This window comes from Methylosinus sp. H3A (assembly GCF_015709455.1).
Lineage (GTDB): Bacteria > Pseudomonadota > Alphaproteobacteria > Rhizobiales > Beijerinckiaceae > Methylosinus.
Window position 1 is genome coordinate 3,143,269 of record NZ_JADNQW010000005.1, and the last position, 23,908, is coordinate 3,167,176.

Below are 23,908 nucleotides of genomic sequence, written 5' to 3' on the forward strand. Positions count from 1 at the left end.
AAGGGCATGGAGATGCGAAGATCATGACCTCGATATTCGAGCACGTTCATGCGGACGAGTGGTCGCTGGAAAACGTAACCAATCTGGTTGCGCTGCTGCGTATGCGCGCGGGCTTGCAGCCTGACGACACGGCTTATATTTTTCTCGACGACGGAGAGAAAGAAAGCGCTCGCCTGAGCTTCTCCGAACTCGATCGCCGCGCCAGGTCCATCGCGGAAAATCTTCAGGACATCGGCGCGCAAGGCCAGCGGGCGCTGCTCCTGTACCCGCCGGGACTGGACTATATCGAGGCGTTCTTCGGATGTCTCTATGCCGGCGTCGCCGCCGTTCCCGCCTATCCGCCGTCGGGACGCCATCTCCAGCGGCTGCAAGCGATATTTGCCGATGCGGCGCCGGCGGCGATCATGACGACCTTAGCGCTCCACGAGCGGTTCGGCGCCGAGGCCGAAGAAAAATTGGGAGCCGGCAAATATCGTTGGAGCCTGACCGATCGCATCGAGTCGGACGGGGCGGACTGGCGCCCGATCGCGATCGATCCCGATCGTGTCGCATTCCTGCAATATACGTCCGGCTCGACGGGCGATCCGCGCGGCGTGATGGTCAGCCACGGCAATCTGCTCGCCAATCAAGCGCTGATCAAGGAGAGCTTTCGGCACAGCGAGCGCTCGACGCTCGTCGGATGGTTGCCGCTCTATCACGATATGGGCTTGATCGGAAACATCTTGCAGCCGCTCTATGTCGGCGCGACGGCGGTCTTGATGTCGCCGATGGCGTTTCTCGAAAAGCCGATACGATGGCTGCGTTCAATCTCCACCTATCGCGCTCGGACGAGCGGGGGGCCGAATTTCGCTTATGATCTCTGCGCCCGCAAGATCACGGCGGAAGAGAAGCGCGATCTCGATCTGAGCTGCTGGACGATCGCCTTCAGCGGCGCCGAGCCGGTCCGGGCCGCGACGCTCGATCGTTTCGCCTCCGCCTTCGCCGAATGCGGCTTCCGACGCGACAGCTTTTTTCCTTGTTACGGCCTGGCGGAAGCGACGTTGGTGGTGACGGCGCCGACGCGCCGGACGGCCGCTGCTCTACGCCGCGTGGATCGCACAGAGCTCGAGGCGAACCGGATAAAGGAGGCGACCGCCGAGAACGCCGTCTCCGTGGTCGGCTGCGGGCGCGTTTGGCCGGGACACGATGTCCTGATCGTCGACCCGCACGCGGAAACCCCTTGCGCCGATGGGACAGTCGGCGAGATCTGGGTGGCGGGGCCGAGCGTGGCGCAAGGCTATTGGAATCGTCCCTCGGCGACCGAAAGCACGTTTCGCGCCCAACTCTCAGGCGAGCAGACGCGACGCTTCATGCGCACCGGCGATCTCGGCTTCCTGGATAAGGGTGAGCTGTTCATCACGGGGCGGCTGAAGGATCTCATCATCGTCGGCGGACGAAACTATTATCCGCAAGATTTCGAGAACGTGATCGACGACGAAGTGGAGGAGGCGCGCCCCGGGTGCAGCGCCGCCTTCTCCGTGACGATGGAGGAGCAAGAAGCGCTCGTCGTCGTCGTGGAGCCGCAGCGCTCGCAATTGGCGGCGTTGCGCGAAAATGGAGCGCAGCCGCTGTTCCGGAAAATTCGCGAATGTCTGGCGACCGGATGCGATATCGCGGCCGCGGAGATCGTTCTGGTTCAGCCGGGTTCGGTCCCGAAGACGTCGAGCGGCAAGATCCGCCGCGCCGAATGCCGGCGGAACTATCTCGATGGCGAGCTCCTGATTTTGGCGCGGACGCGCGAGGAGCAGGCCGGTCTCGGCGCGCGGCGCGAAAATGCGGCCGCGCCAGGCGCCGAAGGAAATGACGCGCTGTTGCGTGACGCGCTTTCGCTGCTCGCGCCTTTGCAGAGGATCGCGCTGGTCACGCGCTTTTTGATCTCCACCGCCGCCCGGCTCTTGCGCGTTCCAGAGAGCGATTTGAGCACGGATGCGCAGGTCATGCGCAGCGGTCTCGATTCCTTGCGGGCCGTCGAGCTCAAGCACGCGCTCGACTCTCTGCTGCGCATAGATGTTCCTCTGTCGCTCTTGTTGTCGGACATGACGTTCGGGCAAGCGGCCGAAGCGCTTTGCGACTTGCAGTCTCGAAAGGGAGCAGAGTCGCCTCAGACCGGCGACTCCGTCGGCGACGATGGTCTGTCTCATACGCAACGGGCGATGTGGGCCGTCCATCAATTGGAGCCGTCGAGCGTCGCCTATAATTTGCACCTCGCTCTGCGGATCGAGGGGGCGGCGGACAGCGAGGCGCTGGAAGCGTCCTTGGCCGATCTGCTCGAACGGCATCCGGTCCTGCGAAGCGTCTATGAGCTGGAGGGTGACGACGTCCGCCAGTCGACGCCGCCGCTCGAAGCGACCCAAGGCTATTTTTCGGTTGTCGACGCATCGCGCTGGACGAGCGACGAATTGCAGACGGACATGGGTCTGCAGGCGGCGAAACCTTTCGATCTCGGATCGGGTCCGATCCTGAGGTCGATTTTGTATCGCCACGGCGACGATGGCGCGACATTGCTGCTTTGCGCGCATCACATTGCGTTGGACCTCTGGTCGCTGCTGATCGTTCTGAACGAACTCGAGATGATCTATACGGCCCGCCACGCAGGACGAAAACCCGATCTGCCGGCTCTTGTCGCCGGCTACGGGGATTTCGCGTCCTGGCAGCGGCGCTATATGCGGAGCGATGCGAGTGAGCGCGCCTGGGCCTATTGGCGCGATCGGCTGAGCGGCGAGCTTCCCGTATTGGCGTTTCCCGCCGACCATCCCCGCTCATCCGAGCCTCGCCACCTCGGATCGAGTTTCAACATGCGGCTCGACGCGACGTCGGCGACGGCTCTCGACAGGCTGGCGCAGATGAACGGCGTCACATTATTTTCCCTATTGCTCGCGGCCTATAAGGTTCTTCTCTATCGCCACACGCACCAGTCCGACATCATCGTCGGCACGGCGAGCAGCGGACGCAGCCAGGGGCGCTTCAAGAGGGTCGTCGGCAATTTCGTCAATCCGCTCGCTTTGCGAACGCGGCTCGCGCCGCAAAAGCCGTTTTCGGAATATCTGCGCGATGTTCACGCAAGCGTGGTCGAAGCGCTGGCGCATCAGGACTTTCCATTCTCGGAGCTGGTCGAGCGCTTGCAGCCCGAGCGTGTCGCCGGGCAGTGGCCGATCTTCCAGACCTGGTTCGCGCTACAACAGGCGCAGTCGGATGTCGAAAGCGGCTATGCGCAACTGGCGCTCGGCGAAGAGAGCGATCCGTTGCCGTGGGGCGAGCTGACGATCGCGGGCCTGGCGCTCGAGGCGCGGATCGAGCGCTTCGATCTCAAGCTGATGGCCGCGAAGACTCGCGACGGCCTGGTTCTGTCGTTTCAATATCGGCGCGACCTGTTCGAAGACGCGACGATCGCGAATCTCGCCGGACGCTTCCGGGCGCTGCTCGACGCGATCGTGGCGGCTCCGCATACGAGAATCGCGGCGTTGCCATTGCTCACGCCGACGGACATGCGGCGGCAGGTCGAGCAGTCTCCTGCGGCCGAACCGATCGTGTGGCCGGAGCCCTCGCTCATACATCGGCTCGTCTCGTCATGGGCGGAGAAGACGCCCGACGCCGTCGCGGTCGTCGGCGCGGACACGCTCCTCACCTATGCGGAGTTGGAGGCCAAGGCCAATCGACTGGCGCATTTTCTGCGCGGCAGGGGCGTGGATCGCAATGTCCCTGTCGGCCTCTGCGTCACCCGTTCGGCGGGGACGATCGTCGCGCTCCTCGGAATTTTAAGGGCCGGTGGCGCATATATACCGATCGATCCGGATTTGCCGCCGACGCGGATCGCCGCCATGCTCGAGGATGCAGGCGCGGGCGCGCTGCTCTGCCGGCGGGAGTGGTTCGAACGATCGAACATCGATTTCGACGCGCCGGTCTTTCTCGACGGCGCCGAAGCGGAGATCGCGGCGCAGCCGAGCGTCGCCCCGGCCGTCGCCGACGAGCCGCTGGACCTCGCCTATGTCATCTTCACCTCTGGGTCTTCCGGCTTGCCTAAGGGCGTGGCGGTCGCTCATGGGAGCCTAGTCAATTACACTCGGGCCATTCTCGAACGGCTTGAAAACGAGAACGGTCTGCATTTCGCGCTCGTCTCGACGCTCGCGGCCGATCTCGGCCATACGGTCCTCTTTCCGGCTCTCGCGAGCGGCGGTTGTCTGCACGTGCTGAGTTATGACGAGGCGACCGACCCGCGCTCCTTCGCGACCTATCTGGCGAATCATCCAATCGACGTGCTCAAGATCGTGCCGTCGCATTATAGCGCCCTGCTGCCGCCGGTCGGAGGGAAGGAGCCATTGCCTCGCAGGGCGTTGATCTTCGGAGGCGAGGCGCTTCCGACGCGATTGGCGAGACGGCTCGTCGCGGCCGGGCCGGGCTGCCGTCTGTTCAACCATTACGGACCGACCGAAACGACGGTCGGCGCGCTCATGCTTCCGATGAGCGAAAAGGAGCATCGTGGCGCGACCGCGCCGATCGGCCGGCCGATCAAAAATATGCGGGCCTATATTCTGGGTCCGGATTTGACGCCGACGCCGCAAGCGGCGAGTGGCGAGATTTGTCTGAGCGGGGCAGGGCTGGCGCGCGGCTATATCGGGCGGCCGGATTTGACGGCGGAGCGCTTCGTCCCCGATCCATTCGGCGCGAGCGGCGAGCGGCTGTATCGAACCGGCGATCTCGGCCGCGTCGACGACGACGGCGTCGTGACCTTCCTCGGCCGCATCGACCGGCAGATAAAAATCCGCGGCTACCGCGTCGAGCTCGGCGAGATCGAAGCGCGGCTGTGCGAGCACCCTGACGTGGAACAAGCCGTCGTCGCGGCTCTCGAAGACGCGCCGGGCTCGGTCCGGCTCGTCGCCTATGTGGTCGGTCGAAAAGGCGCCGAATCGTCGGGCGATGCGATGCGCGCTCATCTCGATCGGCACTTGCCCGCCTATATGATCCCTACCGTCTTCGTGTCGCTCGATGCGCTTCCCGTGACCTCGAATGGTAAAGTGGATCGCAAGCGTCTCCCCGCGCACGAGGAGGAACCGGCGTCCGAGCGCGCCTATCGGGCGCCGCGAAGCGACATCGAAGAGCGTCTCGCCGGCATCTATGCCGATCTCCTCGGAGTGGATCGACTCGGGATCGATGACAATTTCTTCTCGCTGGGCGGCGACTCGATATTGAGCATTCAGGCCGCGAGCCGCGCCTATGCGGCAGGTCTCGCCGTCAGCCCGAGACAAATCTTCCGCCATCAGAGCATCGCGGAGCTGGCGCAGGCGATCACGCCGCGTGACGGTCGCTCCGACGGCGAGAGGCCTTCCGATGCCGGCGCCGCCGGCAAGGTCTTTCCGCTGTCGACCCTCGGCCGGCGCGAGCTCGACGGATTAAGCGTCGCCCTGTCCGAGATCGAAGACGTCTATCCGCTGACGCCGCTGCAGGAAGGCTTGCTGTTTCATACGTTGTCGCAACCTAATTCCGGCGTCTATGTGATGCAGCATCGGTATTGGATCGAGGGAGACATCGATGTCGATGTCTTCCGGCTCGCATGGCAGGCCGTCGCCGACGCCCATCCGATCTTCAGAACGTCATTCGTCTGGGAGAATTTGTCGAATTCCCAACAGATCGTCCATCGGCGGGTCGAACTGCCGTTCGACTATTCGGACTGGCGGGAGCTGAACGACGCCGAGCGGGAAAGCCGCTTGGACGTCCTGCTGGCGGATGAGAGGTCGACGGGGTTCGATCTCGGACGCGCTCCACTCGTACGAATTCGACTGTTCCGTTTGGAGGATCGCCGCTATCTGCTGATTCGCAGCCACCATCACATCCTCTTCGATGCCTGGTGCACATCGCTGATCCTTCGGGAGCTTCAGTCCAACTACGAGGCGTTGTCGACGCGGCGCGCGGCGCCCGCGAGCGCCGGCCGCGGATTTTGCGATTATATAGCCTGGCTGCAACGCCAGGACGCCCGCGTCGCGGAGCCGTTCTGGCGCGATTATCTGCGAGGCTTCGACGAGCCGACGCCATTTTTCGCGAGCCGCGCGAACAGTGACGCGGGCTCCGGCGCCGAGGCGATCGAGGACATCGTCCTGCATCTTTCAGAAGACGACACGGCGCGCCTGAAACAGCTTTCCCAGCGTTTTCGGGTCACGCCCAATACTTTCGCGCAGGCGGCCTTGGCGCTGCTGCTGGCGCATTATACGAGTCGTCGGGAGGTCGTATTCGGAGTGACGGTTTCGGGACGTCCCGCCGATCTTCCGCAGGTCGAATCTATCCTCGGCCTGTTCATCAACGGTCTGCCGCTGCGCGTCGCCATCGACCCGAGTCGCTCCTTGGCCTCGTTCCTCGAAATGGTGCTCGAACATAATTATGCGATCCGCGACTATGAATATGTCTCGCTCACGCAGGTCCAGGATTGGAGCGAGATTCCGCGCGGCGTCGAACTGTTCCAATATCTTCTGACATTCGAAAATGCGCCGGTGGACCCCGCCCTGCTGGAATCGCGAGGACAGTGGCGTTTCACGGACTGCTGGCATCGCACGCATACGAACTATCCGATCACCTTCGTGGTGATTCCGGGACAACGCCTTCATTTGCAGCTCACCTATGCTCGTGAGCGCGTCGACGCCGCCGCGGCGCAGCGACTTCTCTCCCATTATCGGGGACTTCTCGAGGAAATGATCCGGCGTCCCGAGGCCCGGCTCGGCGAACTCGGCATGTTGAGAGAGGAGGAGCGGCGCCTGCTTCTCGAGGGCTGGAACGAGACGGCTCACCACTATGCCGAGCCGCAGGACATTATCGGACGATTCGAGGCGCAGGCGCGGCGAAGGCCCGACGCTGTCGCGGCTCGTTGCGACGGAGAGACGCTGACCTATCGTGAACTCGGCCAACGCGCCGATCGCGTCGCTTCCGCCTTGATCGGCGAAGGGGTGAAGCCGGACGACATCGTCGCTCTGCTGGATGAGCGCGGCCTCGATTTTCTCGTGACGATGCTGGGCGTCTTCAAGGCCGGCGCCGGCTATCTTCCACTCGATCCGGCCTATCCGGACGGCCGCATCGCTCAAATCCTCGACGAGGCGAGCGTCGGCTGGCTGCTCGCCGGGCGGGCTCATCATGAGCGCGCCGGCGCCGTGCTCGCCGTTCTCGAAGCGGTGAGGCCTCGCCTTCTGAGCCTCGCTGCGCTGGAGGCGCGCGGCGGCGAATGCGTCGCTCCGGCGCGCCGTTATGGTCCGAACAATCTCGCTTTCGTAATCTACACCTCCGGCTCCACCGGCAAGCCGAAGGGCGCCGTGGTGGAGCATCGGGGGATGTTCAATAATCTCATCACCAAGGAGAGAGCCCTCGAGCTCACCGCCGCCGACGTCATCGCGCAGACGGCGTCGCAATGCTTCGACATTTCCGTGTGGCAGTTTTTGACGGCCTTGGCGCTCGGAGCGCGCGTGGAAATTTTCCGCGACGATATCTCTCGCGACCCGCAGCGTTTGCTGAAGGAGATCGAAGCGACGGGCGTCACCATTCTCGAAACGGTGCCGTCGATGATACGCGCATTGCTCGACGCATCCGAAACGGGGCGCGAACTCGTGACATTGCGATGGCTCTTGCCCTGCGGCGAGGCCTTTACGCCGGAGCTTTGCCGACGCTTCATGGAACGCTTTCCGCATGTGCGACTGCTCAACGCCTATGGCCCGGCCGAATGTTCCGACGATGTTTCCTATTATCCGATCGAGACGCCTCCCGAGGGGAATGATCTGAGCGTCCCGATCGGCCGGCCGGTGGACAACACGCGTCTCTATATCCTCGATCGCTGGCTCGAGCCTGCGCCGATCGGCGCGGCCGGGGAAATATGCGTTGCGGGCATCCAGGTCGGGCGCGGCTATCTGAACCGTCCCGACCTCACCGCCGCGGCGTTCCTTCCCGATCCATTCGGTCCTGCGGGCGAACGGCTTTATCGTACCGGCGATCTCGGTCGTTATCGCCCAGATGGCGTCATCGAGTTTCTCGGGCGGGTCGACCACCAGGTGAAAATAAGGGGCAATCGTATCGAGCCCGGCGAGATCGAGGCCTGCCTTCTATGCCAACACGAAGTCAGGGAGGCTTGTGTCGTCGCGGAAGAAGTTTCTAAGGGCGTCTATCGCCTTGTGGCCTATGTGGTGAGCGCCTCGGGCGGCATTGAACCCGATCGGTTGCGCCGGCGTCTCGGCGCTCTGCTTCCTGACTATATGATTCCTGCAGCCTTCCTGCAGCTCGAGTCACTTCCTCTTACACCCAATGGCAAGGTCGATCGCAATGCTCTGCCGAAGTCTGGTCTCGTCGCCCAGTTGACACATCATATTGCGCCGCGAAACTCCGTCGAAGAAGTGGTCGCCGAGATATGGGTCGATGTTCTCGGCGTCGAACAGATCGGCGTCGACGATAATTTTTTCGAGCTCGGCGGACATTCATTGCTCGTCACTCGCATCGCCTCGCGAATTCGCTCGGCGTTCGCGATCGATCCGCCGCTGCGAGCGCTGTTCGAGGCGCACACTGTGGCGGAGATGGCCGAGGTTGTCGCTGCGTGGACGCTGGTGCGCGACAAAGCCGCCGCGGACCGAGCCACCCCTCCGCACTACGAGGACGTCGAGCTATGACATTGGTCGAAGTGATGGAAGAACTGCGCCGTCGCGATATTCATCTCTATTTCGAGAATGGACAGCTACGTTGCCGAGCGCCGAGCGGCGCCCTGGATAGCGAGATGCGCACGGCGATCGCCGCTCACAAAAATGAGTTCCGTGCGTTTCTTTGTTCGCAACGAAAAGCTCCGCGGATAGAGCCTGCGGCGAGAGACGACGTTCTCCCGCTCTCCTTCGGCCAGGAACGACTTTGGTTCCTCGATCGGCTCGACCCCGGCAGCGCGGCCTACAACATTCCCTTGGCGATCGAGATCGAAGGCGAATTGAACGTCTCGGCCCTAGAGCGTAGTTTCAACGAACTCATTCGGCGTCATGAGATATTGCGGACCACATACGAAATGCGGGATCGCCAGCCGGTTCAGCGTATCGGACCCGCATCGACGATTTCGTTGCCAGTGCAAGATCTTCGGCATCTTCCGGAAACGAGACGGCTCGGGGAAGCGCTCGAGCTGGCGCGCGCCGACGCGCGCGCACCGTTCGACTTGGGCAGTGGGCCGATGTTGCGTGTGCGCTTACTCCTCATGCGCTCCGATCGCGCGGATTACGCCGCTTATGTGCTGGTGATCGTCTTTCATCACATTGTGACCGACGACTGGTCGTCAGTCGTCTTTTTCAAAGAGCTCGGATTGCTCTATAGCGCGTTCGCTCGCGGGGGCCACTTTCAGCTGGCCCCTATGAATATTCAATATGGCGATTTCGCGGTCGCGCAGCGGAACTGGTTGCAGGGGCCGGTGCTGGACGATCATTTGTCCTATTGGCGGGGCAAGCTCGATGGAGCCACGGCGACGCTGGATTTGCCGAAACGAAGAAAGCGAAAAGGAAACGAAAAAGGCGGCGCCGAATTCCGATTCGTCATCGCGACGTCGATTTGTGACGGATTGCGGCGTCTCGGACGTGATTTCGGCGCCACGCAGTTCATGATCCTGCTCGCGACGTTCGATGTGCTGCTGTATCGATATACCGGGCAGCGCGACATTTGCGTCGGCACCGTGATCGCCAATCGCAATTGGATCGACACCGAAGGACTATTGGGGTTTTTCACCAATACGCTGGTGCTGCGCGCCGATCTCTCTGAAGATCCATTTTTCTTAGAGTTTCTCGATCAGGTGCGTGCAACCACGCTGGAAGCGCAATCCCACCAAGATCTTCCTTTCGAACGGCTGGTGCAAGCCTTGCGTCCCTCGACCGAGATCGGCGGCGCGCAGTTGTTTCGGGCGGCGATCGTCTTTCACAAGATGGGCTTTGAGCAGGTCGCCTTTCCGGGAGTGAAAGTTCGTTCTCTGGAAGGAATCAAAAAGCGTGCCGCATTCGAGCTCGTTCTGCATTTGACAGAGGAAGAAGGAGGACTGCTGGGACGGTTCGAATACGACGACAACGCTTTCGACGACGACCTCATCGAAAGGATGGCCGATCATTTCGAGCATTTGCTCGAAAGCGTCGCCTCGAATCCCAGGATTCGCATCGGCGCCCTGCCTATGCTGAGTGATGCTGAACGCGACCGCGTGCTCGTGGATTGGAACGATACGGCTCGCGATTATTTCGAGGACTATGCTGTTCACGAGTTGTTCGAGGAACAGGCGATGCGCTCGTTTGACGCGGTCGCGACGGTGTTCGGTAACCAGAGGCTCACCTATCGCGAGTTGAATGCACGCGCCAATCAGTTGGCGCGTTATCTTGTTCGGTGCGGCGTCGGCCCTGAGACGATCATCGGAATTTGCGTCGAACGCTCGTTGGATATGATCGTCTGTCTGCTGGCGGTGTTGAAGGCGGGGGGCGCTTATGTGCCGCTCGATCTGGATTGTCCGGACGAACGTCTCGATTTTATGATCGCGGACGCGAAGCCTCTTATGGTTTTGACGCATCGAGAGTTGCAAGAGCGGTTGCCCAGAGGCGTGCGAACATTTTGTCTCGACATGGATTGGCCATCGGTCGAAGGCGAGAGCAAAGACAATCTCGGACGGCGCGCTGCTTCGCAGAATCTCGCTTACGTCATCTACACATCGGGTTCGACGGGACGACCGAAGGGCGTCGCGATAACTCACGGCGGCGTCGTGAACTACACGCAGGCCATTCTCTCGAAGTTTCCGGAAGGGAGGCCGAACCTCGATTTTGCGTTCGTTTCGACGTTCGGCGCCGATCTCGGAAACACGGCGTTATACGCATCTTTGGTCGGCGGAGGCCGACTGCACGTCCTCGGGCGTGACACGGTGGCGGATCCGGCGCTCATCGGGGCCTATATACGGGAGCATCGCATCGATGTGCTCAAAATTACACCGTCGCATTTCGACGCGATCGCGCATCCAGCCGAGGCCGCGGGCATATGTCCGCGCGAGGCGCTTGTTTTCGGGGGCGAGTCGTTGCCGAGTGAGCTCGCCCGGCGGGCGGCGTCCGCCAATCCGCAGTGCCGGATATTCAATCACTATGGGCCGACGGAAGCGACGGTCGGCGTATTGATGCTTCCTTTAGAAGATATTGGATCCGATACAACGACGATGCCGCTCGGGCGCCCGATTTTCAATACACGAGTTTTTGTTGTCGACCCGACGTTCGAGCCGGTTCCCGTCGGGGTAGCCGGCGAGCTTCTCATAGCCGGCGGGGGATTGGCGCGGGGTTATGTGGGGCGACCGGAGCTGACGGCGGAGCGATTCATTCCAAGCCCTTTCGGACCGCCAGGAGATAGGCTGTACCGAACCGGCGATCTCGCTCGCTATAGGACAGACGGCGTCATTGAATTTCTGGGCCGCATCGACCACCAGGTCAAGATTCGAGGATTCCGGGTCGAGCTCGGAGAAATCGAGACTGCGCTTTCACAAATCGCCGAAGTTCGGATGAGCGCGGTCGTGGCGGATGAGGGCCGGGCAGGCGGCGCGCGTCTCGTCGCTTATATCAAGGCGAAAGAGGGAGCTCGAGTGACGAGTGAGGGCTTGCGCGCGGCGCTTCGGCGGAGCCTTCCAGAGTATATGACGCCTTCGGCATTCGTCATGGTGGACGCTTTGCCGCTGACGCGGAACGGAAAAATCGATCGAACGGCGCTTCCGGCCGCCGATTTCGAGGCGCGGTCGACACGCCGGTATGTTCCGCCACGAACAGTCACCGAAGAATCGTTGTGCCGGATCTGGGCGGAAGTGCTCGGCGTGGAGCGCGTCGGCGTCGAAGATAACTTCTTCCAGCTCGGCGGGCACTCCCTGTTGGCGGTGCAGGCGACCGCCCGAATTTCGCATGCAATGTTAATTTCGCTGCCGTTACGCGTGTTCTACGAAGCGAGCTCTCTCTCGGCCGTTGCCGAGTCCGTGGACATATTGACGGAGCTGAGGCCGCGCGAAGGCTCGATCGTCTCGATGACCGCGGATGGGCTCGAGGAGGTCGAAGTATGAGGGCGGCGGATTTGATCAGAGAGATGCAGGATCGTGGCATCCAGATTCGTTTGCGCGACGACAAGCTGCTTTGCGCAGGGCCTCCGGGCGCGATCACTGAGGATATCAAGCATGCGCTGGCTTTGCATAAGGTCAGCATCATCGCTGCATTGTCTCAGCAAGACCATCAGCTTTCCAACTCCATTCCGCGCGCCCAGCGCATTCATAATCCGCCTCTGTCCTTTGCGCAGAAACGGATGTGGTTCCTGCATCGGCTCGACCCTGGAGATCCATCTTACAATATTCCCGGCGCTTTGCGCATCATCGGCGATTTCGACGTCCGGGCCTTCAGTCTCGCGGTCAATGAGATCGTACGCCGGCACGAGTCGCTTCGCACGACGTTCTCGAACTGGAATGGCGAAGCTAGCCAGGAGATTGCGCCGACCTACGAAATTGCATCGCCCGAGATCGATTTGAGCAGGCTTCCGCTTCGCGAGCGAGAGCTCGAAGCGCGGCGATTGTTGGACGACGAGGCGCGCCGCCCATTCGATCTGGCGAAAGGTCCATTATTGCGAGTCTCGATATTGAATCTCGGAACGAAAGCGCAGATGGGAGAGCGTGAGTATATTGTGGCGTTCACGCTCCATCACATCGTCTCCGATGGCTGGTCGAGGGGCGTCCTGATTCGTGAGTTCGTTACGTTATACGAGGCCTTTGTCGCCGGGCGACCATCGCCCCTGCCCGAATTGGCCATCCAATACGCAGACTACGCGGCTTGGCAACGTGACTGGCTTCGAGGAGAGGTGCTGGCGCAGCAGCTCGCCTATTGGCGGAAGGCGTTGGCTGGGGCGCCGGGCGGACTCGAGCTGCCGACAGATCGTCCACGCCCAGCCGTGCAGAGTCATGGCGGAGCGACGCACGAGTTCAACGTTCCGAAGGAGGTCGCGGACCGTTTGCGTCGGGTCGGAGGCGACGAGGGAGCGACGCTGTTCATGGTGCTGCTGGCGGCGTTCCAAATCCTGCTGTTGCGTTACAGCGGACAGGAAGATATTTGCGTCGGAACTCCTATCGCAAATCGCCGCCGGGTCGAACTCGAGGGATTAATCGGGTTTTTGGTCAATACTCTCGTTTTGCGTGCCGATCTTTCCGGGAACCCGAGCTTCACGGCGTTTCTGCGACGGGTGCGCGAGGCGGCGCTCGGGGCGCAGGCGCATCAAGACCTTCCGTTCGAACGACTGGTGGAGGAATTGCAGCCGGCGCGCGAAATGGGACGTTCGCCATTGTTCCAAGTCATGTTCGTCCTTCAGAACGCGCCGACGCGGGAACTCACGCTTCCTGGATTGCGTGTGGAGCCTTTGGCGCTGGAAAGCGGGACGACCAAATTCGATCTCACTTTGACGCTCGCCGAGAATGACGAAGGGTTGAGAGGCTCGATCGAATATTCGACGGCATTATTTTTGGCGCCGACGATCGAGCGGCTGGCGAGGCATTATCTCGGTCTTCTGGAAGGAATCGTGGCGAGGTCGGAGGCACGCATCGGCGATCTGCCGATGGTGGACGACGCTGAGCGTCACCGCATGCTCGTAGAGTGGAACGACGCAGCGGCGGTATATCCTCGACACCTGTGTCTCCACGAGCTATTCGAAGAGCAGGCTGCGCGTTCGCCTGGCGCGACAGCGGTCGTATTCGACGGCGAGCAGCTCGGATACGGCGAGCTGAATGCAAAGGCGAATCAGGTGGCGCGTCGGCTCGTCGACGAGGGAGTGACGCCGGAGACGTTGGTCGGCGTTTGCGCCGAACGTTCGATCGAGATGGTCGTCGGCCTGCTGGCGATCTTGAAGGCTGGCGGCGCCTATCTGCCGCTCGACCCGGATTATCCTCACGAGCGCTTGGCCTACATGATCTCCGATGCGCGGCCTTTGCTGATTCTGACGCAGGATCGTCTGCGCGAGCGTCTGCCCGATGATGTCTCGACGCTGCGTCTCGACGCCGACTGGGCGTTGATCGCGACGCAGAGCAAAAGTGATCTCGGGCCGCGCGCCACGCCGCAAAATCCCGCCTATGTCATCTACACATCAGGCTCGACGGGACGACCCAAGGGCGTCGTCCTGGCGCATAGCGGCGCGGTCAACCGCATCGAATGGATGCAGGCCGAATACGAGCTGACTGTCGACGACGTCGTGCTGCAGAAGACCCCGTTCGGGTTCGATGTATCGGTTTGGGAGTTCTTCTGGCCGCTTCGGGCAGGAGCGCGGCTCGTGATGGCAGGACCTGGCGATCATCGCGAGCCCACGCGTCTGGCGGAGATCATCGCGCGCGAACAGGTGACGACCGTGCATTTCGTGCCCTCGATGTTGCGGACGTTCCTCGCCTCGGCGGACGTGTCGGCTCTGAAGAGCCTGCGGTGTGTGCTGAGCAGCGGAGAGGAGCTTTCCGCCGATCTTCGCGATCGGTTTCATGCATCGATCTCTGCCGATCTGCACAATCTCTACGGTCCGACGGAAGCATCGATCGACGTGACCGCTCACGCATGTCTACGCGGCAGCGAGGATGTTACGGTTCCGATCGGACGGCCGATCTGGAACACGCAGCTCTACATTCTGGACGGCCGGTTAAACCCAGCTCCCATCGGCGTCGCAGGCGAACTCTATATCGGCGGCGCAGGATTGGCCCGGGGCTATCTGGGGCGGACCGATCTGACCGCCGAGCGCTTCGTTCCGAACTTATTCGGGACGGCGGGAGAAAGGCTGTATCGAACAGGAGACCTTGCCCGCTATCGAGCAGATGGGAGTGTCGTGTTTTTAGGGCGGCTCGACCACCAGGTCAAGATCCGGGGCTTTCGCATCGAGCTCGGGGAGATCGAGGCTGCGCTGTCACGACTCGCGGGGATTCACGAAGCCGTGGTCGTAGCGCGTGAAGAGCCGTCGGGCGAGAAGCGGCTCGTCGCCTATGTGGTGAGCGCGCACGGCTTGAAACTGACGTCGTCCGTCCTGCGCACGGCGCTAGAACGTGATCTTCCCGACTATATGATTCCGGCCATTTTCGTGCCGCTCGACGCGCTGCCGTTGACGACCAGCGGCAAAGTGGATCGCAAGGCGCTGCCCGCGCTCGACGTCGAGGCGCAGGCAAAGTGTCGCTATGTGGCGCCGAGCACGCTGCTCGAGGAAAGGCTGTGCCGAATATGGGCCGACGTCCTCGGCCTCCAACGTATCGGCGTAGACGACAATTTCTTCGAATTGGGAGGCCATTCTCTACTAGCGGTGACGCTGGTGGAGCGCATGCGGCGAGAATGTCTGCGAGTCGACGTGCGCACGCTGTTCATCAATCCGACGGTGGCGCGTCTGGCCGCGCTCTCGGAAGCATTGATCCGGGTCGAGGTTCCGCCCAATCTCATTGCGTCGGACTGCGATCACATCACTCCCGAAATGTTGCCGCTGGTCGAGCTGACGCAGCCTGAGATCGATCGGATCGTTCGAGAGGTCCCGGGCGGCGCGGCCAACATTCAGGACATCTATCCTCTGGCGCCGCTGCAGGAAGGCATATTGTTCCATCATTTGTTGAGCGAAGACGGTGACGCTTATCTCCTGCAGAACGTGCTTTCGTTCCCTCGCCGTGAGCGACTCGAGGGGTTCTTGGAAGCATTGCGCGCAATGATCGCGCGCCATGACGTTCTGCGTACGGCAATGGAGTGGGAGGGATTGTCGGAAGCGGTTCAGGTCGTGTGGCGGGAGGCGACTCTGAGTATCGAGGAAATCGTCCTTGATCTGGCCGACGGCGATGTCGGCGAGCAGATGCGGGCGCGCTTTCATCCACGCCGATGCCGACTCGACGTGCGCCATCCTCCGTTGCTACGCGGGTTCGTCGCATACGACGGCGCAGAGAATCGTTGGCTGCTCACGCTGTTGACGCATCATCTTATATTGGACCACACGACGCTGGAAATTCTTCTGGAGGAGATCCTCGCGCATCTTCTCGGCCGAGCCTCCGATTTCTCTGCGCCGTTGCCATTCCGCAATTTCGTGTACGAAGCTCGACTGTCGGCGAGCCGGTTCGAGCAGGAAGTGTTTTTCAAGGAGATGCTCGCCGATGTGACCGAGCCGACGGCGCCGTTCGGATTGCTGAGCGTGCAAGGCGATGGGTCGGATGTCGACGAGGCGAAGCTCGATCTCGGCGCGGACCTGGCTCGTCGGCTGCGGGAGAGGTCGCTCGTGCTCGGCGTCAGCGTAGCGAGCCTCTTTCATCTGGCGTTCGCGCTAGTGCTGGCGCGTGTTTCCGGTCGGTCGGACGTGGTATTCGGCACAGTCCTATTCGGACGCATGCGTGGGGGGGAGGGTATCGATCGGGTCGTCGGGATGTTGATCAATACCTTGCCATTGCGCTTTCAGTTGAATGAAGAGAGTATTCCAGACTGCGTGCGGCGCATGCATGCGCGGCTGATTGAATTGCTACGATACGAGCATGCCTCACTCGCGTTGGCGCAACGCTGCAGCGCTGTACCGGCATCGACGGCGTTGTTTTCGGCGCTGCTGAATTATCGCCACAGTTCGGCGGAACCATGGGCTTCGAATGCGGCGTCGGAGGTATGGGATGGAATGGAGCTGCTTTACTCGGAGGAGCGCAGCAATTATCCATTCACCCTGTCGGTGGACGATCTCGGCGATGGATTTCGGTTGACGGCGCATGTAGCGTCCTTCCGAGCGGAGCAGGTGTGCGCCTTAATGTGCAGCGCACTCGAACGACTGGCCGATTCGCTGGAGAAGAAACCGAGCGCCTCACTTCGTTCGATCGATATCTTACCCGAGGCCGAACGTCGTCGCTTGCTCGTCGAATGGAACAATACCGCGTCCGACTATCCGAAGGATCGTTGCATTTGCGAGTTGTTCGAGGAGCAGGCCGCGCGCTCGCCGCACGCTATCGCAATGGTTTTCGAAGACGATCGCCTGACCTATGCGGAACTGAATGCGCGCGCCAGTCGATTGGCGCGTCGTCTCGTCGACTACGGGGTCGGTCCCGAGATCGTCGTGGGCATTTGCGCGGAGCGGTCGCTGGAGAGCGTCGTCGGCCTGATCGCGATTGCCAAAGCAGGCGGAGCCTATCTGCCGCTCGATCCAGATCATCCGCGCGAGAGGCTCGCCTATATGATCGAGGATGCGCGGCCTCTCCTCGTCCTGACGCCGGAGCGCCTGCGCGAACGTTTGCCTGACGCCATACGAACGCTCGAATTCGATGTAGATCGGCCGCCGATCGAGCGCGACAGCTGTGGCGATCTCGCATCTCGCGCCACTCCACAAAATCTCGCATACATCATCTACACTTCTGGCTCGACGGGACAGCCGAAGGGAGTCGCCGTGACGCAGCAGGGCGTTGTGCGGCTGTTGAAAAACACTAATTACGCTTGCTTGGATTCGGGCGAGACGGTTCTTCATTGCGCGCCTTTGGCGTTCGATGCGTCGACCTTCGAGATCTGGGGACCGCTTCTTAATGGCGGTCGTCTCGTCGCGGCTCCGCTCGGAGCGCCGCTTTCACTCGACGATCTCGAATGCGCCGTGCGCGATCAAGGCGTCACGACGCTGTGGCTGACGGCGTCTCTCTTTCACCACATTGTCGACGTCCGGCTCGGCGCGTTCGCCGGCGTCGAGCAAATGCTCACGGGGGGCGATGTGGTTTCACCCGAGCATGCGCGCGCCTTTTGTCGGGCTTTCCCGTCGTCCATATTGATCAATGGATATGGGCCGACGGAAAACACGACGTTTTCGACCTTTCATGTTTTCTCGGCGTCGGATGATGAACAGGCCATCCCGATAGGCAAGCCGATCGCGAACTCTAGAGCCTACATCCTGGGCGACGATTTCGAACCGACTCCCATCGGCGTCGTAGGCGAGATCTTTGCGGGCGGAGACGGCTTGGCGCGGGGCTATGTGGGGCGGCCGGATCTGACCGCGGAGCGGTTCGTGCCCGATCCATTCGGGGAGGCGGGAGAAAGGTTGTATCGAACGGGTGATCTCGCGCGCTATCGAATGGATGGAAGCATCGAGTTCATGGGGAGGATCGATCATCAGGTGAAGATCCGCGGCTTTCGGATCGAACTCGGCGAGATCGAGGCGGCGCTGGCGCGGGTCGAGGACGTCCGCGAAGCTGTCGTATTGGCGCGCGAGGACGCTCCGGGAGAGAAGCGTCTCGTCGCCTATGTGACAGTGAGAGAAGCAAAGGCTTCGAATGCCACAGAAATGCGAATGGCCTTGGCGCGCGAATTGCCTGACTACATGATTCCGTCAGCCTTTGTGTTTTTGGATGTTCTGCCATTGACCGCGAACGGAAAGGTGGACCGCAAGGCTTTGCCGGCTCTCGACGCCCATACGCAAGAACATAGCGTCTATGTCGCCCCTCGTTCAATTTTGGAAAGGGCGCTGGCTCGAGAGTTCGAACACGTCCTGCAGATCGAACGGATCGGCGTCGGCGATAATTTTTTTCATCTCGGAGGCAATTCATTGTCCGGAGTGAAACTGGTCGAGCGTATCAGAAACACATTATGCAGCACGCTGCCGGTCACGGCGATTTTTCAAGCGCCGACGATCGAGGCGCTGGCGCGTTGGATTTCACGTCATCAGGATCAAGCATATTGTCCACTGGTCTTGATGCGTCGTGGTCCGAATGTCGCGCCGCTCTATTGTATCCACCCCGGAGGCGGCTCCGTCGTTCGCTATCAGGCCCTGGCCGACTCTCTGGCGGGCATGCTTCCGGTCTATGGCGTTCAATCCAGAGCCATGTTCGATCCGACCATTATCGACAATTCGATCGAAGAAATGGCTACCATTTATGTCGCTGAAATTCGTCGAGCGCGACCGGTGGGACCGTATCACCTGCTCGGCTGGAGCATGGGAGGCGCGATAGCGTTCGTCATGGCGGCGATGATCGAGGATATGGGAGAGGAGGTCGCATTTCTCGGACTTCTTGACTCGCAATTGGCGGTGGAGCGTCGGTCGCCGCGAACCGCTCTGGATTACTTCGATTTGTTCTCGAACATGGAAGGCGGGGGCGCCGATTCGATCGGTCAGAATGATCGAGACCATCTCATCGAGATTTCAGCGGAGCTGACGGATAGAGAACGATTCATCTATGCCGCCATGTGGGGGCAGGAGCGCGGGTTCTGGCGGGACATCTCGACCGAGCTGATGGATTTTCTCTATTCCGACGCCGAAAATTCCATAAGGCTGGTGCGCAATCTGCGCCCGCGTCGGATCGGCGCCCCGGCGCATGTTTGGTGGGCGCGCAAAACGCTCGAGGAAAACGTGGGCCCTCCCGTGCTGTGGGATCAGTTTACGAGCGGATCCGTCATCACGAGCGTAGTCGATGGAGACCATGAGGGGATTGTTCGTAACCGACGGGTTCATGACGAAATAAAGCGAACATTGGAACTCCTCGGTGGGACGGCTCGATTTTCGGTGGGGCTACATTGAATGGCTCAAGTCTGTTTCTGACCTGATTCTCTCCTGAAAAAATAGAGGAATGGGTAATGCTCACGGCCAGCTTTTCGCCAGGACGCTTCTCGTTCTTATCGAGCGGCTCAAAACTCGGAGTGGCCTTGTCCGCGGCGGCTGGAATTGTCGCCGGTGTCGGTCAGGCCTATCTTATCTCTTTCATTAATGGTTCATTGGCGGCAGACGCAGAGCGGCCAGGACAGGCTCCAACGTTTTTCGGCGTTTGCCTGGTCGTGTTCTTGGCAAGCACTCTGTCATCGATCTCCTTGTCGAGATTGGCGCAATACAATCATTACAAGCTACGTATCCGACTCGGCCGCAGCATTCTTTCGGCGCCGGCCAGCATGTTGCATTCCTATGGTCCGCATCGGCTCATGGCTATTCTGACGGACGATATCGGCAGCATCGTTCAAGCGCAGGATGTCATACCTGTAATATTCGTAGAAGGTTCTAAGCTCGTCGCGGCTTTCGTCTACCTCGGATTCCTCTCGCCAATTCTTTTGCTTATCGCGTTGACGTTTCTAGCCATTGGCCTTTTGAGCTGGCAATTCGCGCAGCAATGGGCCTGCAAATGGCTGCAATCGGCGAGGGAGGCCGACAATGCGTTGTTCGGGCATTATCGTGTGATAACGGAAGGGTATAAGGAATTAAAAATGGATGTGCGTCGACGCCGCGCATTCTTCGAAGGGGAGTTCGACGAGACCGCGAATGCGGTCAGAAATCGACGAAATATGGCGTCGACCATTTATGCCATCGGAGGACGCTGGACCCAATCCATCTACTTTCTTTTGATCGGCTTGATCTTGTTTGCGCCGACGTTCGCGGAGGCAGCTCGCAAAGAGAGCCTCACTGGCTTCGTGCTGACGATCTTATTTATCGGCGGCCCCCTTTCGGCCATCGTGAACGCGATACCGGCCCTCGGGAAGGGGATAGCAGCCTCGAGAGTCGTGGACGAATTGAACTCCGGTCGCTGGACGGAGACTGAGGCCGATGCGAGCGAGGAAGCGGTCGCTCGCGCAACTGCGCCATCGACGCTGGAGTTGGTCGATGTTTCCTATCGATATCCTTCCGGAGACGAAGGAAAAGGCGGCCATCTGCTTGGACCCGTGAACCTCCGCATCGAACCAGGCGAGCTCGTCTTTCTGACAGGCGCCAATGGAAGCGGGAAGACGACGCTGGGTCTTGTCATCCTCGGGCTTCTAGCGCCGGTTTCCGGTGAGATCAGACTCGATGGCCGAACGATCACGCGGGAAATGCGAGATTTCTACCGTCAGAATTTCTCGGTGGTTTTCGCCGACGCCTATATCTTCGACTCTCTTTTTGGCGCCTCGAAAGAAGGTCGGCAAGGCCGTCTAGAGGAATTGCTCGCCTTTCTGCAGCTCGAGGACAAGCTTTTGATCGAAAACGGGCGTTTCTCGACCATCGACCTCTCGCGGGGCCAACGTAAGAGACTTGCGCTGCTCTCCGCCTGTCTCGCAGATCGACCGTTCTATTTTTTCGACGAATGGACGGCCGAACAAGATCCGGAGTTCAGAGACACCTTCTACCGAGAATTGCTGCCGGCGCTGAAGGCGCGTGGCAAAACGGTCATCGTGATTACCCACGACCATCGCTATTTTCATTTACCCGATCGCCTGCTGAGGCTCACGGCGGGGCGACTGCAGGAGTTGAACCCGGCATTTGCCAAGTCCGTCGAAGGCATGAAGGAAAACGCATGATGACGACGATGTCTGAAGCTCGATCCTCCGCGCGAGTCCGCGTTTGCGTCGCCGGCGTGTTGGCGCTTTTCGGCGGGGCGGCATGCTTCCTTCAAGCGCGACAAAATGTTCCGAATGCGATCGTCGAAATACGTCGGACTTCATATGGCATTCCGCACATCAGAGCTGCCGACGAGAAGGGACTCGGCTATGGGGTCGGTTATGCCTATGCGCGGGACAATATCTGCCTTCTGGCCGAAGAACTCGTCACCGTCAACGGCGAGCGTTCGAAGTTTTGGGGGCCGGACGCGATGGCCGCTACCGATATTGGCAATCTCGAAAGCGATTTCTTTTTTCGTTGGCTGAACAATGACAAAGAGATCGACGCGATGGCGCGCGCGCAGACGAAGGCGGTTCGGGACTTGCTCTCTGGATACGCCGCCGGGCACAATCGCTATTTGATCGACGCGGGAGCCGAGGGGTTGCCTCCGGCATGCCGCGACAAGCGTTGGGTGCGACCGATCTCCGAGATCGATCTCTTGAAGAACATGCGTCGATTGCTCGTACAGAACGGGCTCGGACGTTTCCTGAAAGCGCTCGTGGCGGCCTCGCCGCCAGCCGGGGCCGACATGGGCGGGAAACGAAATGGCGAACTCACGCGTGAGCCCGTATCGCTTACGGCACAGCGGGACGTTCAGGAGGATATCCCTGGGAGTAACGCCCTCGCTATCGGAAAGGCGTTCTCTCGAAACCGCAGGGGGCTGCTGCTTGCAAACCCGCATTATCCCTGGTCGGGGCCTCTACGTTTCTACCAGATGCATTTGACTATTCCCGGGAAGCTCGACGTCATGGGCGCCTCTCTGCCGGGACTGCCGATCGTCAATATCGGCTTCACACGGAACCTCGCATGGACGCATACGGTCGATGCGTCGAGTCATTTCGTGGCTTATCGTCTGCAGCTCGATCCTGCCGATGCGACTAGATATTTGGTCGACGGTGAATACGAGTCGATGCAGAAAATCTCGGTAGTCGTCGACGTTCTCGGCGAAACCGGCTCTCTCGAGCAGCGATCGCATGACTTCTATCAGTCGAGATTTGGTCCCGTGCTCGGCGTCTCCGATCAACTCGCGTGGAAGAATGGCCAGGCGTTCGCCATTCATGACGCAAACGCGGGAAATGGCAGGGCGTTGCAGCAGTGGTACGCTATGAATCGCGCGAGCTCTCTCGACGAGTTTCAGTCCGACGTTACCCAGATGCTGGGCATTCCCTGGGTCAACACGATAGCTGTGGACGCGGAAGGAACGGCGCTGTTCATGAATGTCTCGGCAATCCCGAACATCAACGCCGCCAAGCTCATTGCCTGTAATCCGCAGAATCTCGTTACGACATTGCGTGTCAAATTTCCTGTGCTCGACGGGACGAGAGTCGCCTGCGAATGGGACAGAAATCCGCGCGAGGCGCACGAAGGCCTGTTTCCCGGCGAGGGCTTGCCGATTTTGAGACGCGAGGATTTCGTTCAGAATTCGAACGATAGCGCGTGGCTCGCTAATCCAGATCAACCTTTGACTGGCTTTTCGCCCATCGTAAGTCGAGAAAAAATCGAGCTCGGAGGAAGGGCGCGATACACGCTCGAATGGCTTCGGCGTCGTCGGGAAGAATCCACGCGAAGTGAAAATGGTCTCGACGTCGAAGATTTGCGGACGCTCGTCATGCGGGACGACGTGTATCTCGCTTCATTGGTCATGGATGATCTATTGAAATTGTGTGCGGATGAGACAGTGGGAAGGAGCGAAAATCGAGAGGCTCTCGTTCTGGCGACTTCGTGCGAGAAGTTGAGCGCTTGGAATCGGACTGCCGATCTCGACGCCAATATGGGCTATGTCTACTTCGAAGGGTTCATGGAACGTGCGCGCGAGATCCGGAACGCGTGGCGGGTGTCTTTCGATCCCTCGCGTCCTGTCGATACACCCTATGGACTGAATATCGGCGACCCCAAGGTCGCGGCGCAACTGAGAGCTGCTTTGATATCGTCGGAGCGGGAGGCCACTAGAGCAGGCTTCAGACCCGACGCGAAGTGGGGGGAGATTCAGGTGGCGTCGAAAGGCGATCGAGCCATTCCAATTCACGGGGGCAGTAGCGCGATGGGCGTGTACAATGTCGTTCGGAGCACGCCTTCCGGCAATGGCAGGCGCGAAGTGGTTTACGGCTCGAGTTACATCCAGATCGTTTCCTTCGATCAGAGGGGCCCGCGAGTCGAGAGTTTGCTCACGTTTTCGGAATCTCTGAATCCAGAGTCGCCGCATTTCGCCGATCAGACCGAGCTCTTTTCCAAGAAGGAGTGGGTGCATCTCCCCTTTTCTGAGCGAGAGATCGAGGCGGATCCTTCCTTCGAGCGCCAGACGCTCCGATATTGACGTGGGCTCCGGTCGATCAGCAGCGCGACGTAAGAGAAGCGTTTTTCTATCCGTGGTCAGATGGCGCGACGCTAGAGCGTCGTCCGAGCATGGCGATTCGATAAAGCGTGGCGGATTCCCATATCTGAAGCGGAGCGCTGATCGGCATTGAACAGCGCGATCGGCTGGGAGGGGATCATGGCGCTGTCGATGGATCTTCGCGAGAAGGTAATGAAGGCGATCCGGGGCGGGATGTCGCGCCGACAGGGGCCGCACGGT

At 60.5% G+C, this 23,908-nt stretch carries 5 protein-coding genes; all 5 read left to right on the top strand.

The genetic code is table 11. From position 1 onward, the window contains the following. Positions 1–23: 23 nt before the first annotated feature. Genes IY145_RS17540 through IY145_RS17560 form a run of 5 tightly spaced genes read left to right on the top strand, consistent with a single transcriptional unit; the run spans position 24 to position 23,650 of the window. On the top strand, positions 24–8,666 hold the full coding sequence (locus tag IY145_RS17540) for a non-ribosomal peptide synthetase (protein ID WP_196409389.1): 8,643 nt from the start codon (positions 24–26) through the stop codon (positions 8,664–8,666). A gap of 11 nt (positions 8,667–8,677) precedes the next feature. After that, positions 8,678–12,082 carry an amino acid adenylation domain-containing protein gene (locus IY145_RS17545; RefSeq protein ID WP_312030640.1) on the top strand — a complete coding sequence of 1,135 codons (3,405 nt, stop codon included), beginning with the start codon at positions 8,678–8,680 and terminating at the stop codon, positions 12,080–12,082. Then, positions 12,079–19,518, top strand: coding sequence for a non-ribosomal peptide synthetase (locus IY145_RS25810; protein ID WP_196409391.1), 7,440 nt, complete (start codon positions 12,079–12,081; stop codon positions 19,516–19,518). Before IY145_RS17545 ends, IY145_RS25810 begins: the two co-directional genes overlap by 4 nt. A gap of 56 nt (positions 19,519–19,574) precedes the next feature. Continuing rightward, on the top strand, positions 19,575–21,257 hold the full coding sequence (locus IY145_RS17555) for a cyclic peptide export ABC transporter (RefSeq protein WP_196409392.1): 1,683 nt from the start codon (positions 19,575–19,577) through the stop codon (positions 21,255–21,257). Then, positions 21,254–23,650 (top strand): acylase, encoded by a 2,397-nt coding sequence (locus IY145_RS17560; protein ID WP_210332685.1) that lies wholly within the window; start codon positions 21,254–21,256, stop codon positions 23,648–23,650. Before IY145_RS17555 ends, IY145_RS17560 begins: the two co-directional genes overlap by 4 nt. Positions 23,651–23,908 lie beyond the last annotated feature (258 nt).